At 64.2% G+C, this 12,826-nt stretch carries 14 protein-coding genes; 10 read left to right on the top strand and 4 right to left on the bottom strand.

The features are described from left to right. On the bottom strand, nt 1-912 hold the full coding sequence (locus AC5RTB_RS01935; RefSeq protein ID WP_494059746.1) for a phosphodiesterase: 912 nt from the start codon (nt 910-912) through the stop codon (nt 1-3). A gap of 180 nt (nt 913-1,092) precedes the next feature. On the opposite strand from AC5RTB_RS01935, the gene AC5RTB_RS01930 reads away from it, so the two are divergent. From AC5RTB_RS01930 to glsA, 3 genes are all read left to right on the top strand, one after another. Further along, nucleotides 1,093-1,839: a M50 family metallopeptidase gene (locus tag AC5RTB_RS01930; RefSeq protein WP_494059386.1), complete on the top strand. Its 747-nt coding sequence runs from the start codon at nt 1,093-1,095 to the stop codon at nt 1,837-1,839. 86 nt (nt 1,840-1,925) lie between these two features. Continuing rightward, on the top strand, nt 1,926-2,339 hold the full coding sequence (locus AC5RTB_RS01925; protein WP_494059385.1) for a hypothetical protein: 414 nt from the start codon (nt 1,926-1,928) through the stop codon (nt 2,337-2,339). 48 nt (nt 2,340-2,387) lie between these two features. Beyond that, the gene (gene glsA, locus AC5RTB_RS01920) at nt 2,388-4,202 is read left to right on the top strand and encodes a glutaminase A (RefSeq protein WP_494059384.1); all 1,815 of its coding nucleotides are present in this window, start codon (nt 2,388-2,390) and stop codon (nt 4,200-4,202) included. A gap of 9 nt (nt 4,203-4,211) precedes the next feature. Here the strand turns inward: glsA and AC5RTB_RS01915 are convergent, their stop codons facing one another. Then, nucleotides 4,212-4,760, bottom strand: coding sequence for a GNAT family N-acetyltransferase (locus AC5RTB_RS01915; protein ID WP_494059383.1), 549 nt, complete (start codon nt 4,758-4,760; stop codon nt 4,212-4,214). 8 nt (nt 4,761-4,768) lie between these two features. Then, entirely contained in the window at nt 4,769-6,307 is a 1,539-nt protein-coding gene (locus AC5RTB_RS01910) for an MDR family MFS transporter (protein WP_494059382.1), read from the bottom strand. A gap of 513 nt (nt 6,308-6,820) precedes the next feature. Here AC5RTB_RS01910 and AC5RTB_RS01905 point away from each other — a divergent pair. Both AC5RTB_RS01905 and AC5RTB_RS01900 read left to right on the top strand, forming a co-directional pair. Further along, nucleotides 6,821-7,681: a transposase gene (locus tag AC5RTB_RS01905; RefSeq protein ID WP_494059381.1), complete on the top strand. Its 861-nt coding sequence runs from the start codon at nt 6,821-6,823 to the stop codon at nt 7,679-7,681. A 280-nt stretch (nt 7,682-7,961) separates the two neighbouring features. Next, the gene (locus tag AC5RTB_RS01900) at nt 7,962-8,186 is read left to right on the top strand and encodes a hypothetical protein (RefSeq protein ID WP_494059380.1); all 225 of its coding nucleotides are present in this window, start codon (nt 7,962-7,964) and stop codon (nt 8,184-8,186) included. On the opposite strand, the gene AC5RTB_RS01895 is transcribed toward AC5RTB_RS01900, so the two are convergent. Further along, nucleotides 8,173-8,679, bottom strand: a complete 507-nt coding sequence (locus AC5RTB_RS01895; protein WP_494059379.1) for a metallophosphoesterase family protein — start codon at nt 8,677-8,679, stop codon at nt 8,173-8,175. The two genes, AC5RTB_RS01900 and AC5RTB_RS01895, sit on opposite strands and share 14 nt — an antisense overlap. A 54-nt stretch (nt 8,680-8,733) precedes the next feature. Between AC5RTB_RS01895 and AC5RTB_RS01890 the strand changes: the two genes are divergently transcribed. The 5 genes from AC5RTB_RS01890 (at nt 8,734) to AC5RTB_RS01870 (ending at nt 12,809) form a co-directional block, all read left to right on the top strand. Continuing rightward, nucleotides 8,734-9,576, top strand: coding sequence for an SDR family oxidoreductase (locus tag AC5RTB_RS01890; RefSeq protein ID WP_494059378.1), 843 nt, complete (start codon nt 8,734-8,736; stop codon nt 9,574-9,576). Between the two features lie 152 nt (nt 9,577-9,728). Continuing rightward, on the top strand, nt 9,729-10,529 hold the full coding sequence (locus tag AC5RTB_RS01885) for a mechanosensitive ion channel family protein (RefSeq protein ID WP_494059377.1): 801 nt from the start codon (nt 9,729-9,731) through the stop codon (nt 10,527-10,529). A gap of 43 nt (nt 10,530-10,572) precedes the next feature. Then, the gene (locus AC5RTB_RS01880; protein ID WP_494059376.1) at nt 10,573-10,773 is read left to right on the top strand and encodes a hypothetical protein; all 201 of its coding nucleotides are present in this window, start codon (nt 10,573-10,575) and stop codon (nt 10,771-10,773) included. A gap of 180 nt (nt 10,774-10,953) precedes the next feature. Beyond that, nucleotides 10,954-12,258: a serine/threonine-protein kinase gene (locus AC5RTB_RS01875; RefSeq protein ID WP_494059375.1), complete on the top strand. Its 1,305-nt coding sequence runs from the start codon at nt 10,954-10,956 to the stop codon at nt 12,256-12,258. Beyond that, entirely contained in the window at nt 12,255-12,809 is a 555-nt protein-coding gene (locus tag AC5RTB_RS01870; RefSeq protein ID WP_494059374.1) for a hypothetical protein, read from the top strand. Before AC5RTB_RS01875 ends, AC5RTB_RS01870 begins: the two co-directional genes overlap by 4 nt. Nucleotides 12,810-12,826 lie beyond the last annotated feature (17 nt).

The following is a 12,826-nucleotide window of genomic DNA, read 5'->3' as shown; positions in this document are numbered from 1 at the left end:
TCAGACGCTGGTGAACGCTTTCGCGGGCGATGCCTCAGCGATCTGCACTCCGGCTGTTTCCAGGCGTCGGCGCGTTTCCTCGCGGGGAACGGTCTCGCCGACGGCGCTGTACGTCCCGACGGGGACCACCGAGTGCACCACGGTGTCCTCATACACGTGCACCAGGTTGTAGGCCTGGGCGCCGTCGCGACCGCGGGTGCCGCCGTCGTCGTACGTGAGGTCCTGCGTGTAGCAGGTGGCGGACGCCACCGACACCGGGATGCCCGCGAACAGCGCGCTGGTTGAGTAGTGCAGGTGCCCGGCGAGGATGGCACGGACATCGGTCCCGCGGATGACGCCGGCAAGCCGGCTCTGATCCCGCAGTTCCACCAGGACGGCAAGATCCTGCACACACGGGACCGGCGGATGGTGGAGAGCGAGGATCGTTCCGAAGGGTGCCGGGGTGAGGAGTTCGTCGGCGAGCCAGACAAGCTGCTCATGGCTGATTTCGCCGTGGTGGTGTCCCGGCACGGTTGAGTCGAGCGTGATGATCCGCAAACCGTTGATCATGTAGCTGCGGTCAAGCGGAGCGGTGTCCGCCGGCTCGCTGAGCAGTTCCGTGCGGAGCGTGGCGCGGTCATCATGGTTGCCCATGGCCCAAATGACTTCGGCGCCGAGCTTGTGGGCTGCGGGGTCAACGATGTCCCGGAGCTTTGCGTAGGCTGCGGCTTCACCTTTGTCCGCGAGGTCGCCGGTGAAGACGATCGCGTCCGGTCGCGACCCGGACGCCTCAAGGTCGGAGAAGATCTCCTGGAGCCGCGCCTCGCTGTCCACCGCCCCGTACAGGGGTTCCGGACCGCCCACCAGATGGGTGTCGCTCATGTGCAGGATGAAATGTTGCGGCCGTGGGTGCTCAGCCGTCCGGAAGTTCATGATCGCCTTGTCGATAGCTCGAATAGCTTTCACTTCATTTACCTTCATCAAAGCAGAGGCATTCCTGCCCCGAGATGAACGCCATACGGCGAGTCTGTAAATACTTTCCCGTCCGTGATGAGTCTCTACGGAAGCTATTCGTAGAGACTCAAAGGCAGGATGGGACTGTACCATCCCAAGGTGGAGTTAGTAGCGCAGTGGTGGGATCGGATCGTGGCCGGATTCAGCAGGAGTCAGCCGCCGGACCTGGCGTTAACCGAGGTCGTGATCATCCTCCTGGCGGCCGCTGCACTCTCCGTCCCCAACGCAACCTGGCGGTACTTCGGGCTCTTCAGCACAATCGTCCACGAGCTCGGCCACGCTTTCGCCGCGCTCCTGACGGGGAATCGGCTCACCGGCATCCGGCTCAACTTCGACCATTCCGGACTGACGACGTCGTTCGGGCGCCCAGGCTGGCGCACGGCCTGGACGACATTCTGGGGGTACCCGGTTCCAGCCGTCGTCGGGGCGGTTCTGATCTGGGCGGGTTTCGCGGGCTGGGCGCCCGCAGCCCTCTCCGTCGGTGCGCTGGTACTGCTGCTCTCCCTGCTGTTCATCCGCAATGCCGGCGGGGTGCTCATCCTGCTGGGTACAGTGGCGGTCTCCACCGTGCTGGTGGTCGCTGTTCCCGCCGAATTCGCCGGGCACGCAGTGGTTGCCCTTGGGGTGGCGCTGCTGGTGGGGTCCGTCCGCGACCTCGGGAAAGTGGCCACCGTCCATATCCGGCGACGGCGGAACCGCGGCCAGTCCGACGCCTATCTCCTCTATCGCTCAACCGGAATCCCGGCGGCGGTGTGGCTGTCCCTCTTCACTGCGGTGATCGTGGCGTCGTTCACCTGGGCATGGACGGTCGTCAGCGCAGCAGTCGGGCTACCCTCCGCTGTCTAGTCCGTGCCGCTGGAAGCTATGGCGGCGGACGCGAGAGTGGACGTAGGCTCGAAGCAGTCCCATCCACTGTTCTCAAAGGAGCTCCGATGAAACTCAGCCACATTCCCCTCCGCCTCAGCACCGGCGCATTCATCCTTAATTCCGGTCTGAACAAGCAGGAGATCGACAGGGATACTGCTGCCTACCTGCAGGGGATGGCTGTCAACGCCTTTCCGCAGGTCAAGGAGCTGGATCCCCAGAAGTTCGGCAAGGTGCTCTCCGCCGTCGAGATCGGGCTTGGCGCTGCGCTACTGCTGCCCTTCATCCCGAGCCGCCTTGCCGGCCTGGCCCTCGCAGGGTTCTCCGGCGGGCTGCTGGCCATGTACGTCCGTACTCCCGGGATGACCCAGGAGGACGACATGGACATCCGCCCCACCCAGGAGGGAACGCCCGTTGCCAAGGATGTGTGGATGCTCGGAATCGCGCTCTCGCTCATCATGGACAGCCGCCGGAAGCGCTGAACCGGACGGAATTGAGCGCCGCTCACAAGTCGCCATAGTCTTGCTCCTATGGAATCTCCAATCGAAGGCTACCTTGCACGGATTCACCGGGAGATTTCGGAGCTGAAGGACGGAAAGCCGTACAGCACCATTCCGGCCATGGCCAACGTCAATCCCGATAACTTCGGGATCTGCCTCACCACGGTGGACGGGTATATCTACGAGATCGGCGATACCCGGGAAGAATTCAGTATCCAGTCCATCTCGAAGCCCTTCACCTATGGTCTTGCGCTGGCGGACCTCGGGCTGGAGAAGGTGGACGAGAAGGTCGATGTCGAGCCTTCAGGGGATTCCTTCAACGAGATTTCCCTCGCCGAAGGAACAGGACGGCCGGCGAACGCGATGATCAACGCCGGCGCCCTCACGGCAACCTCCCTGATCAAGGCATCGGGCGGCAACACCCGGATCAAGCGCATCGTCAATACGTACTCAGCCTTCGCGGGCAGGCAACTATCCATCGACGAGGAGATCTTCTCCTCCGAACTGGAGCATGGTCACCGGAACCGGGCCCTGGCGTACCTGCTGCGCTCCTTCGACATCATCGAGAATGATCCGGTGCCCGTCATCGAAGACTATTTCCGCCAGTGTTCCGTCCTCGTGAACTGTCTGGACCTCTCGCTCATGGCGGCGACCCTCGCCAACAGCGGTCGGAACCCCCTGACCGGAAAGCAGGTCATGGAGATCGTGCCGGTGGAGCGGGTCCTCTCGGTCATGACCACCTGCGGAATGTATGACGACGCCGGCTCCTGGATCAGTACCGTCGGGATGCCCGCAAAGAGTGGAGTCGGGGGCGGGACCATCGCCGTGCTCCCCGGGCAGGTGGGGTTGGCTGTCTATTCCCCGCCGCTCGACGAGCATGGCAGCAGTGTCCGCGGCATGGCGACCAGCCAGCGGCTCTCGCAGGACATGGAGCTCCACTTTGTCCGCGCGGCACGCGTCGGCAAGTCCGCCATTCGCTCGACCTACGATATTTCGGCGGTTCCCTCGGGTATCCGCCGTGGCGACGAGGCTATGGACCTCCTCCGCGACCATGGTCACCGCGCCCGGGTGGTTGAGCTTAACGGTGACCTCCTCTTCGCGGGTACGGAGTCGATGGTCCGCGAACTGAGCAATCTCACCGAGGAGGTGGAGCTCATCATCCTCGACCTGCGCCGTGTGGATGAGGTTGCTGACGTATCGATGCGCCTCCTCGCTGAGGTTCGTGAAAACCTGGTCGCCGATGGCCGGGAGCTGGTTTTGATAGATGCAGAAGGCACGCTTGCCGATGCTTTCAGCGACGTCGACCGTAAGGTTCCGACTTTTGACACCCGGACGGCAGCTGTCGAATGGTGCGAGAACCGACTGATCGAGACCTATGGCAGCGAGCTGGATCTGCCGAGCCGGGTCGACATCTCGCAGTGCCCTGCCCTGAGTCCGCTCAGCGATGAGGACATCCAGAAGCTCGCCGACCGGATGGAAGACCGAACCTACAACGACGGCGATGTCATCCGCCGCATCGGTCAATCCTTCGGCGGAGTGTTCTTCATCCTGTCCGGCGGCGTCACCACCTCGGTGGTCGGTCCCACCGGCCACCGCGTGAAACTGACGACGCTGAGTGCGGGCATGACCTTCGGAGAACTCGCGCTGGGCAGCGATGATCGGCAGGAAACCACCGTGAAGGCCGCGGGGAAGGTCACCATCAAGCTCCTCACAGCCGACGCGATAGCGCGGTTGGAGTCGGAGGACGAGCGGCTTGCGCTCGAACTATGGAAAGCCCTGACACGGGACGCCTACACCCGGGTGGATCTCTACCTCAGGGAAACCGCAGTACGCATCCGCGACTGATTCCTGCGGCTATTGACGCCGGTCCGATGGGAGCATCCCCATCACTATGGCGTCGAACCACTCACCCTCCCAGTGCAGGGCGTCCCGCAGCCGTCCTTCGACCTGGAATCCGCACTTCTCATAGACCCGTTGCGCCCGCGGGTTGAACGCGTACACCTCAAGACTGATGCGGTGCACCCCGATAACGTCGAAAGCGTAATCGACTACGGCGCGGGTCGCCTCGGTCCCATAGCCCTGCGCAAACCTGGAATCCGCGTTCAGACCAATCCGGAAGCTGATGGAACTGTTGTGTGCGTCGTAGTCGTTGAGCACCACTTCGCCGATGTGGATCCCGCCGGAGTCCAGAATGATCGCCCAGTCGGCCCGCCCGTCTGTGGTCGCCAATCCCGCGAGCCAGGCCGCGACCTGAGGTCGGGTGAACTGCGCATGGGTCCCGGTGAGGCGCATTGATTCCGGATTCTGCAGCGCAATCCAGGTTCCCTCAAGATGTTCCGGACCCAACGGTTCGAGCCTCAGCCTGGGTGTGGTCAGGACCTGCGGAGGCGTAAATATCGACATCGGCGACCCTAGTGTGCCAAGGGAGCGGCAGCTACGTCGTCGTCGTCATGCAGCGACGGTGACGTTGCTGATGGGGACTCCTCGTCGGCGGTCGCCGGCCTGCGGATGAAGAGCGCCGCGACGACGGCGAACAGGAAGATCACTGCCCCACACATGAACGCCATGCGGATTCCCCCTGCCAGCGCAGGAACTTCTGCCGCGCCGGCGGCCATGAGCGCACCGGTCTGCAGCGTCATGACGGAGACAAAGAGCGCAATGCCCGCGGCCCCTGCCAGCTGCTGCATGGTTCCAACCACAGCACTCGCGTGGGAGTACAGCTGCGGGCGGACGGACCCGAGCGCCGAGGTGAAGAGCGGAGTGAACATCCCGGCCAGTCCGATGCTCAGGACCACATGGCAGGCAAGCACCAGCGGAACCGGAGTGGAAGCGTCAACGAGCGTGAGCGCCCAGAACGCGGAGGCAACCAGTATCGATCCCGGAACTACGAGGACGCGCGGGCCGTGCCGATCGAAGATCCGTCCCACCACAGGTCCGAGGAGTCCCATGGCCAGTCCCCCGGGCAGCAGCATCAGTCCGGCGGCCGCAGGTTCAAGGCCGAGTACGTTCTGCAGGTAGATGGGGAGCAGGATGATCGTGCCGAACAGCGCCATCATACTGATGGCCAGTACGAGGATTGACACGGTGAAGGTGCGCGATTGGAAGGTCCGCAGGTCAAGCAGCGCGCGGTCGCGGCGCTGCAGCACGATCTGCCGCGCAATGAAGCACGCCAATCCTGCAAGTCCGACGGCAAGGGGTGCCCATCCCGGTATGCCTGATCCGCTTGCGGCGGCCTCGCCGAACTGACTCAGTCCGTAGACAATCCCACCGAACGCAAACGCGGAGAGGATGACGGAGAGTAAGTCGATCGGTGTGCGGCGGGGCGTCGTCACGTTCTGGATACGGATGCCGCCGAGCACCAGCGAACCGATCGCGATGGGAAGCACCAGCCAGAACATCCAGCGCCAGTCCAGCACGCTGAGGATGATGCCGGAGATCGTTGGACCGATTGCGGGCGCAACGGAGATGACGATCGAGATGTTGCCCATGATCCTGCCACGGGACGACGGCGGCACAAGGGTCATGACGGTGGTCATCAGCAGCGGCATCATGATGGCAGTTCCGCCGGCCTGGATCACGCGGCCGACGAGGAGCATATCGAAGTCGGGTGCCATCGCCGACACAAGGGTGCCGAGGCTGAAGAGTGTCATCGCGGCGAGGAAGACCGGCCGCGTATTGAAACGCTGGATAAGGAAGCCGGTGATCGGGATGACGACGGCCATGGTGAGCATGAACGCCGTGGTCAGCCACTGTCCGGCGGAGGCAGTGATTTGCAGGTCATCCATGAGGCGGGGTAGTGCGACGCCCATGATGGTTTCGTTGAGGATGACAACGAAGGCCGAGACCAGAAGCAGGGAGATGACCAGCCTGTCGCGGGGTGAAATCTCACCGGGCTTGTTCTGTGCGGTGCCGTCGTCGGCATGTGTGCTTTTGTCCGTCTTTTGCGGCACGAAAATCCCCCTGAAGGTACTCAACGGCGCGCAGGAGTGTGCGCAGCCAGAAGTAAAAGCACCCGGCCCCACTGCTTATTCCCGCCCCGCCTCCTCCGGCGTACTGTTACTCATGAGCCCCAACCGATGGAGAGAAGGTCGCTGGAATGTCCACCCCGCCCCATGAGCCGCATCCGGATCCCTCTCAGCCGCGACCCCCGGGGGAACCTGCGCCGGAACCGCAGCCCTCGCCGTCGCCGTACCCCATCCCCGACCCGGGACCGGGCACTCCGGGCGTTCCGCCCGAGCCTGAACCAGGGCCCTCGCCCGACCGGCCAATCCCGGAACCGGGTCCGACCATTCCGCCCCTGCCCTGATTCTTCCGCTCAGCAGCGAGTGTCCTTCTGCTCAACAGCGAGTGGGTCGGCGGTACTGTTGCTCCTGAGCGCCCAGTGAGCGCCGGTCGCGCGGCAGACAGCTCGGCGTCGCCTGACTGGACAGCGTAGCCTCCGACCAGATGGAGCCTGTTTCCCAGTGACTGACCTCGCCGACATCGCGTCCGAGCTCTACTCGCGGCCCCTGGATGAATTCACTTCTGCCAGAAATGACCGTGCGAAGAGTCTCGACGACAAGGCGCTGGCCAAGGAAGTCCGTGCGCTGCGCAAGCCATCGGCTTCAGCCTGGCTGCTCAATATGATGACCGCGCACCGCGGCTCGGAGCTGCGGGAAGCGCTGAAACTCGGCGCAGCGATGCGCGAGGCTCAGGAACAGCTCGATCGGGGCGAGCTGAAGAAGCTCGGCACACAGCGTCAGCAGCTTATATCGGCGCTGGTCAAGGACGGCGTCGCGCTCACTGAGGAACTGGGGCATCCGGCCAGTCCGGCAGCTGCCCTGGAGGTGGAACAGACCCTGCGGGCGGCGATGGCCGACGCCGGTGCTGCCGCGGCGGTCTCGACCGGGCGCTTGATTCGGCCGCTGGAAGCCACGGGCTGGGAAGCCGTGGATCTCACGGGCGCTGTGGGCGGACCCTTCGAGGCCGGCAGCAACGGAGCGGAGTCCGGTGCGGACGAGCCCGGACATGCCGAACGCGAGCCCGACCCAACCGCCGAAGCGCGCGCCGAGCTGGAGGAAGCAGAGGACAGGTCCGAGGAAGCCGACGCTGCACTCAAGCGAGCCACGGCCCGCGTTGACCAGCTTGAGCGCGACCGCGAAGCACTCGTATCCCAGGTGAGGGATCTGCGGAAGAGGATCCGCGCGCTGGAGCAGGACATCGACGTGGTCGATGACGACGCCGATGACGCCGTTCGCGAGCGCACGGAAGCTGAGCGCACGGCGAAGGAAGCCACCCGCGAAGTTGAGCGCGCACGCAAGGCGATCGAGAAGCTCCGGCGATAACGCCGCCATAACGATCCGAACCCGCCTACAAAGGGGACGGCGCTCGGGAAGTGCTCCGCCGTGACAGAGGTTCTGGGTACGGCAAACGATTTCCCGCAGCAGACCTCCGGCAGCACAATCCGGTCTCTCGACCGACCAATCGATCACGGACGGGTTAAGGGACGTTGCGGGTTCCCCGGGCCCGGTTTAGCGTCGAAGTTGGCGCTGGCGGTTACGGCCGCCAGCGGCCGCCACTCATAAGGTCAAACGATCAGGCTTGAACAGTTGCGAACGGATATCCATGGCCAGGATTCGAGCAGACAGGCACAGGCACGCGGCAGCAACCGGTCCGGGCGACGGTAAGTCCCGGCGCCGCATGACCTGGCCGATCGTCGCAGCAGCCGTCGTGTCCGTGGTCTCGCTGGCGCTCGGTTGGCTGCAGCTGCAGTCCGCGCAGCGTGCCGTCGGCGTACCTCTCCCCGACCTGATGGTCGGAAGAACCGTCCCCGGACCTATCGCGCTGTGACGTTGCGCAGGCGCACATCGGTGAGGGCGCCGTCGTCGGCTTGTGCGGTGAGGAAGGTGCAAATGGGCTGCCGTCGGCGGTCCGTCGGCGAGCCGGGGTTGAGCAGCCGCATTCCCTTCGGTGTGGTGGTATCCCATGGAATGTGGGAGTGCCCGAAGACCAGCACATCGACATCGTCAAACGCGGCATCCATGCGCTTTTCGCGGCCGGCGGCGGCACCGGTTTCGTGAATCACGGCGAACCGCACCCCGTCCATGCTCACCCGGGCGACTTCCGGCAGCCGCTCCCGCAGCTCCGCGCCGTCATTGTTCCCAAAGACGCCGATCACCCGCTGCGCGCGGCGTTCGAGCTCGTCGAGCAGCTCTACGCTCACCCAGTCGCCGGCATGAATCACTACGTCGGCTGCCTCCGCCGCGTCCCAGACCTCCGGCGGCAGGCGCCGTGCACGTTTCGGCAGGTGTGTGTCGGCGATGATCAGTAACCGTGTGGCCATGGCCCCAAGTCTGGCACGACGCTTCCGGCAGGTCCCGTATGGGAAGCTCGGAGAATGACTGTATTGATTGCGGGATGCGGAGACCTCGGCACACAGGCGGGACTCTATTTTGCGGCCGGCGGACGGCGGATTGTGGGGTGGCGGCGGTCCGCTGAGAAGCTGCCGCCGCAGATCGAGGGGAAGTCCGTCGACCTCAAGGGCGAACTGCCGCCCATCCCCCGGGACACCGACGTCGTCGTCATCGCGTTGACCGCTGACGGGCGAAGTGAGGCCGCCTACCGGGCCACCTACTACGACGGCACAGCGAACCTGCTCGCGGCCCTTGACCGGGATAGGGTTGCGCCGCGACGGATTGTCTTTGTCTCGTCGACGGCTGTGTACGGCAACGACGACGGCAGCTGGATTGACGAAAGCACCCCACCCTCACCCTCGACCGCCACCGGTGCGGTACTGCGGGAAACGGAGGAACTGCTGGGCAACCGGGCGCCTCAGGCGGTGCTGCTGAGGCTCTCCGGCATCTATGGGCCCGGCCGCACCCGGCTGATCGACCAGGTGCTGAACGGGACGGTGCGGGGAGGTAACGCACCGCACTGGACCAACCGGATACACCGGGATGATGCGGCTGCGGCCATCGTACACATCGCAGGACTTGAGGCGGCGGCCGGGGTTCATCTTGGCACAGACCATGAACCCGCTGTGCTTTCCGACGTGCAGAAATTCCTTGCGACGGAACTGGGTGTTCCTGGTCCTTCTGGGAGTGTCGCCTATTCCGCGCCGGCGACGGGAAAGCGCTGCAGCAACGCGCGGCTGACGGCGAGCGGATTCACGTTCATGTACCCGACCTACCGGGAAGGGTACCGGGCAGTTTTGCAGGGAACGGGCTTCCGGCACCCCTGACTACCCGTGGCCCGGTTCGGCAGGCTCAGAAATGAAATACTAAGCCTCCTTCCTATTTTCTCAATGTGTGCTTACTGTTGGAAACGTGCAACCCGGCGGGCAGCCGTCACGCCGACCCGGCAGCTTCGTGAAGCCATATTGATGGAGGTTCCATGGAAGAAACACTGAGAAGCGGTCTCGCTTCGGTCATCGAGTTCGTACCAAAGCTGTTGCTGTTCCTCGTCATCCTGATCGTCGGGCTACTCATCGCGAAGGCGATCTCCAAAGCGCTGGACAAATTGCTCGAACGCGTGGGTTTTGACCGGGTCGTAGAACGCGGCGGAGTCAAGAAGGCACTCGCCACGTCGTCGCTGGATGCCAGCGACATCATCGCGAAAATCGTCTATTACACGCTGGTGCTGTTCGTGCTCCAGTTCGCATTTGGGGTCTTCGGGCCTAATCCGGTCAGCGATCTCCTCGAAGGAATCATCGCCTTCCTCCCGAAGATCATCGTGGCAATCATCATCGTCATCATTGCTGCCGCCATCGCATCAGCGGTGAAGAGCCTGATCCAGAACACCCTCGGAGGACTTTCCTACGGGAAGATCCTCGCCAATATCGCAGGCATCTTCATTCTCGGCATCGGCATCATCGCAGCTCTCAACCAGGTGGAGATTGCAACGACCGTAACCACTCCGATCCTCATCGCCGTCCTGACTGCGGTTGTCGGCGTCATTGTGGTCGGCGTCGGTGGCGGGCTCATCAAGCCCATGTCCCAGCGCTGGGAGCACTACCTCAATAGGGCAGAAGAAGAAGCGCCGCGAATGAAGGCTGAGATCCAGTCCTCGCCGTCGGCCTCGGAACAGCTCAAGGGCGCAGCTCAGGGAGCCAAGGCACGCACCCAGACCACGGAGACCACCGGCAGCACGCAGGTGAATCATCCTGAGGATCCTGCCGCGCCGCGGTTCCGCTAGTCCCCACCCCTCGTAACGAAGTCACCAGTAGATAAGGAAACCCATGAATATCGACAAGCAGCAGATCATCGACCTCCTGAAGAACCAGGGTAACCACGACAAGGCCCAGCAGGCTGACCAGGAACTGCCGAACCAGGTGGACACGGAACGCGACTCCGGCCTGCTGGAAAAGCTCGGCATCAACCCGGCGGACCTCCTCGGCAAGCTCGGCGGCGGCGGTGGCCTGGGCGGCCTGCTCGGCTGATTCCTGGAACTGGAATGGAGGCTGCGCGGCGCGCACCCTCCATCTTTTTGTGAGTTCCACGCACGCCGTCCCCTGGAGATGAGCGTGTCATGAGAACCTGACCGGGCCGCCTTGCACCGGGCAGACCGGTGACGCTTTCATGAAAGCACAGGTACAGCGGAGAATGAGGAGGTGCCTGACATGCAGCTTCCCCCTCCGCCCGACAGAATGCCTACCCCAGCCGTCGGGCCGAAACCCGGCGGACGCGTCGGAGATGCCGCCGGTGAAGTACTCGACGGACGCTACCTGGTTGGAGACCTGCTCGGCCGAGGTGGCATGGCGGAGGTCCGCAGAGGCTACGACCAGCTGCTCGACAGAGACGTTGCTATCAAGCTCTTCCGCGGTCAGCCCGGGGCACGGCTGACCGAGCGCGAGCGCGTCGAAGCCCAATTGTTGGCCAGCCTGGATCACCCGGGCCTGGTCAAAGTGCACGACGTCGGCAACTCCGCCACCGCCGGTTGGGTGGTTATGGACCTCGTCGACGGGCCCGATCTTCACCGCTTACTGCACAACGGACCCCTGGAGGCCGAACAGACCTGGGCCATCGGACACGACGTCGCCCGGACCCTCGCCTACGTCCACGCGAAGGGCATCACTCACCGCGACGTCAAACCGTCCAACGTCCTGACCCGTGATGCCGAGCCTTCGTCCGGCCGCTTCGGCTACGTCCTGACGGACTTCGGTATCGCCCGGCGCGCGGACGCTGACCGGCTCACCGCAACGGGTGAAACGATCGGCACTGCCGCCTACTTCAGCCCCGAACAGGCCCGCGGTGAAGCGGTTGGGGCTGCGACCGACATCTACGCCCTTGGCCTGGTACTGCTGGAATGCCTGACGGGCGAACCCGCATTTGAGGGCCGCGGAATAGAGACCGCGCTTGCACGCCTGCACCGCGGCCCGGCAATTCCCGCCTCCGTGAATCCCGCGTGGCGCGACCTTATTGCTCACATGACCGCGGGTACGGCCAACGCGCGCCCCACCGCGGCCGATGTCGCGGGACTGCTGGCCTCCAGACGGAATGCTTTCCTCGCTGACCACCACCCACACGAGGACGCAGGTCCCGAGACCACTGTGCTGCCAGGCGCCGATTATTCCTCTGACTCCACCCGCCGCGCTTTCGTTCTCGGACTGAACGACGACGACGTCACCAGCACAGCGGGAGGCGGCGATCGCCGGACGTCTGTCGACGGCTCGGCCCCTCAGCCGGAACCGACGAAGCGGTCGGCGCGGGTGGAGCGTCCTGCCACGCCCGTAAGCGGGAAGCCGGTACAGCGCAACCGGCGCTGGTGGGCGGCGGCAGCCGTCGTCGTTGTGCTGGCACTGGTGGTGCTGGGTGTGATGCTGTCGGGCATCCTTACCCCGGCGCCCGGCCCGGAACCGTTGCCGTCCGTGCCCGGCATACCAGGGGAAAGACTGTCAGAACTATACGAAAGTGTGCAGCCATGAGTTCGAAGCGATGGGTTCTTGTCCTGGCGCTCGCTGTTCCAGGCCTGGGAGCATGCGGAGGGCCTGAAGCCATTGAGCCGGGTACCGCCGAATCACTTCAGCAACAGGTGAGGGAACTGGCAGCCTTCACACAGCAGGGAGACTTTGAGCTCGCGCTCGTTCAGGCGGAGGAACTGAGAGCCGACGTGCAGCGGGCTGAGGGCTCGGGCGCAGTGACCCCCGGGCGGGCAGATCAGATCGAGGACAACATCAACGCCTTCATCGAGTCCATCCAGCCGGAGGAGGCACCCGCGCCAGTGGAACCGCCTGCTCCGGTCGAACCCTCGACCGAGCCCGCTCCCCCTGCAGCCACGGTGCCGGTTGTGCCTGAAGACAGTGCGGACCCGGAGAACACCCAGACGGAGGATGAGAGGGAGGCCGAGGAGGAAGCGGCCAGGGAAGCCCAGAAACAGGCCGAAAAGGAAGCCGAGGAAGCCCAGAAGCAGGCGGAGAAGGACGCCGAGGAACAACAGAAACAGGAAGAGAAGAACCGTGAGGGCGAGGATGACTAGCGGTAAGACAGAGGTAC

This window comes from Arthrobacter sp. M71 S08, assembly GCF_059089725.1.
The sequence above is the reverse complement of the archived record's forward strand: the minus strand, read 5'-3'. Positions and strand labels throughout refer to the sequence as shown.

Bases quoted from the DNA above. Each gene is read 5' to 3' on its own strand.
- AC5RTB_RS01935 (WP_494059746.1), bottom strand. From the start codon at position 912: ATGAACTTCCGGACGGCTGAGCACCCACGGCCGCAACATTTCATCCTG.
- AC5RTB_RS01925 (WP_494059385.1), top strand. From the start codon at position 1,926: ATGAAACTCAGCCACATTCCCCTCCGCCTCAGCACCGGCGCATTCATC.
- glsA (WP_494059384.1), top strand. From the start codon at position 2,388: ATGGAATCTCCAATCGAAGGCTACCTTGCACGGATTCACCGGGAGATT.
- AC5RTB_RS01915 (WP_494059383.1), bottom strand. From the start codon at position 4,760: ATGTCGATATTTACGCCTCCGCAGGTCCTGACCACACCCAGGCTGAGG.
- AC5RTB_RS01900 (WP_494059380.1), top strand. From the start codon at position 7,962: ATGGCCAGGATTCGAGCAGACAGGCACAGGCACGCGGCAGCAACCGGT.
- AC5RTB_RS01895 (WP_494059379.1), bottom strand. From the start codon at position 8,679: ATGGCCACACGGTTACTGATCATCGCCGACACACACCTGCCGAAACGT.
- AC5RTB_RS01890 (WP_494059378.1), top strand. From the start codon at position 8,734: ATGACTGTATTGATTGCGGGATGCGGAGACCTCGGCACACAGGCGGGA.
- AC5RTB_RS01885 (WP_494059377.1), top strand. From the start codon at position 9,729: ATGGAAGAAACACTGAGAAGCGGTCTCGCTTCGGTCATCGAGTTCGTA.
- AC5RTB_RS01880 (WP_494059376.1), top strand. From the start codon at position 10,573: ATGAATATCGACAAGCAGCAGATCATCGACCTCCTGAAGAACCAGGGT.
- AC5RTB_RS01875 (WP_494059375.1), top strand. From the start codon at position 10,954: ATGCAGCTTCCCCCTCCGCCCGACAGAATGCCTACCCCAGCCGTCGGG.
- AC5RTB_RS01870 (WP_494059374.1), top strand. From the start codon at position 12,255: ATGAGTTCGAAGCGATGGGTTCTTGTCCTGGCGCTCGCTGTTCCAGGC.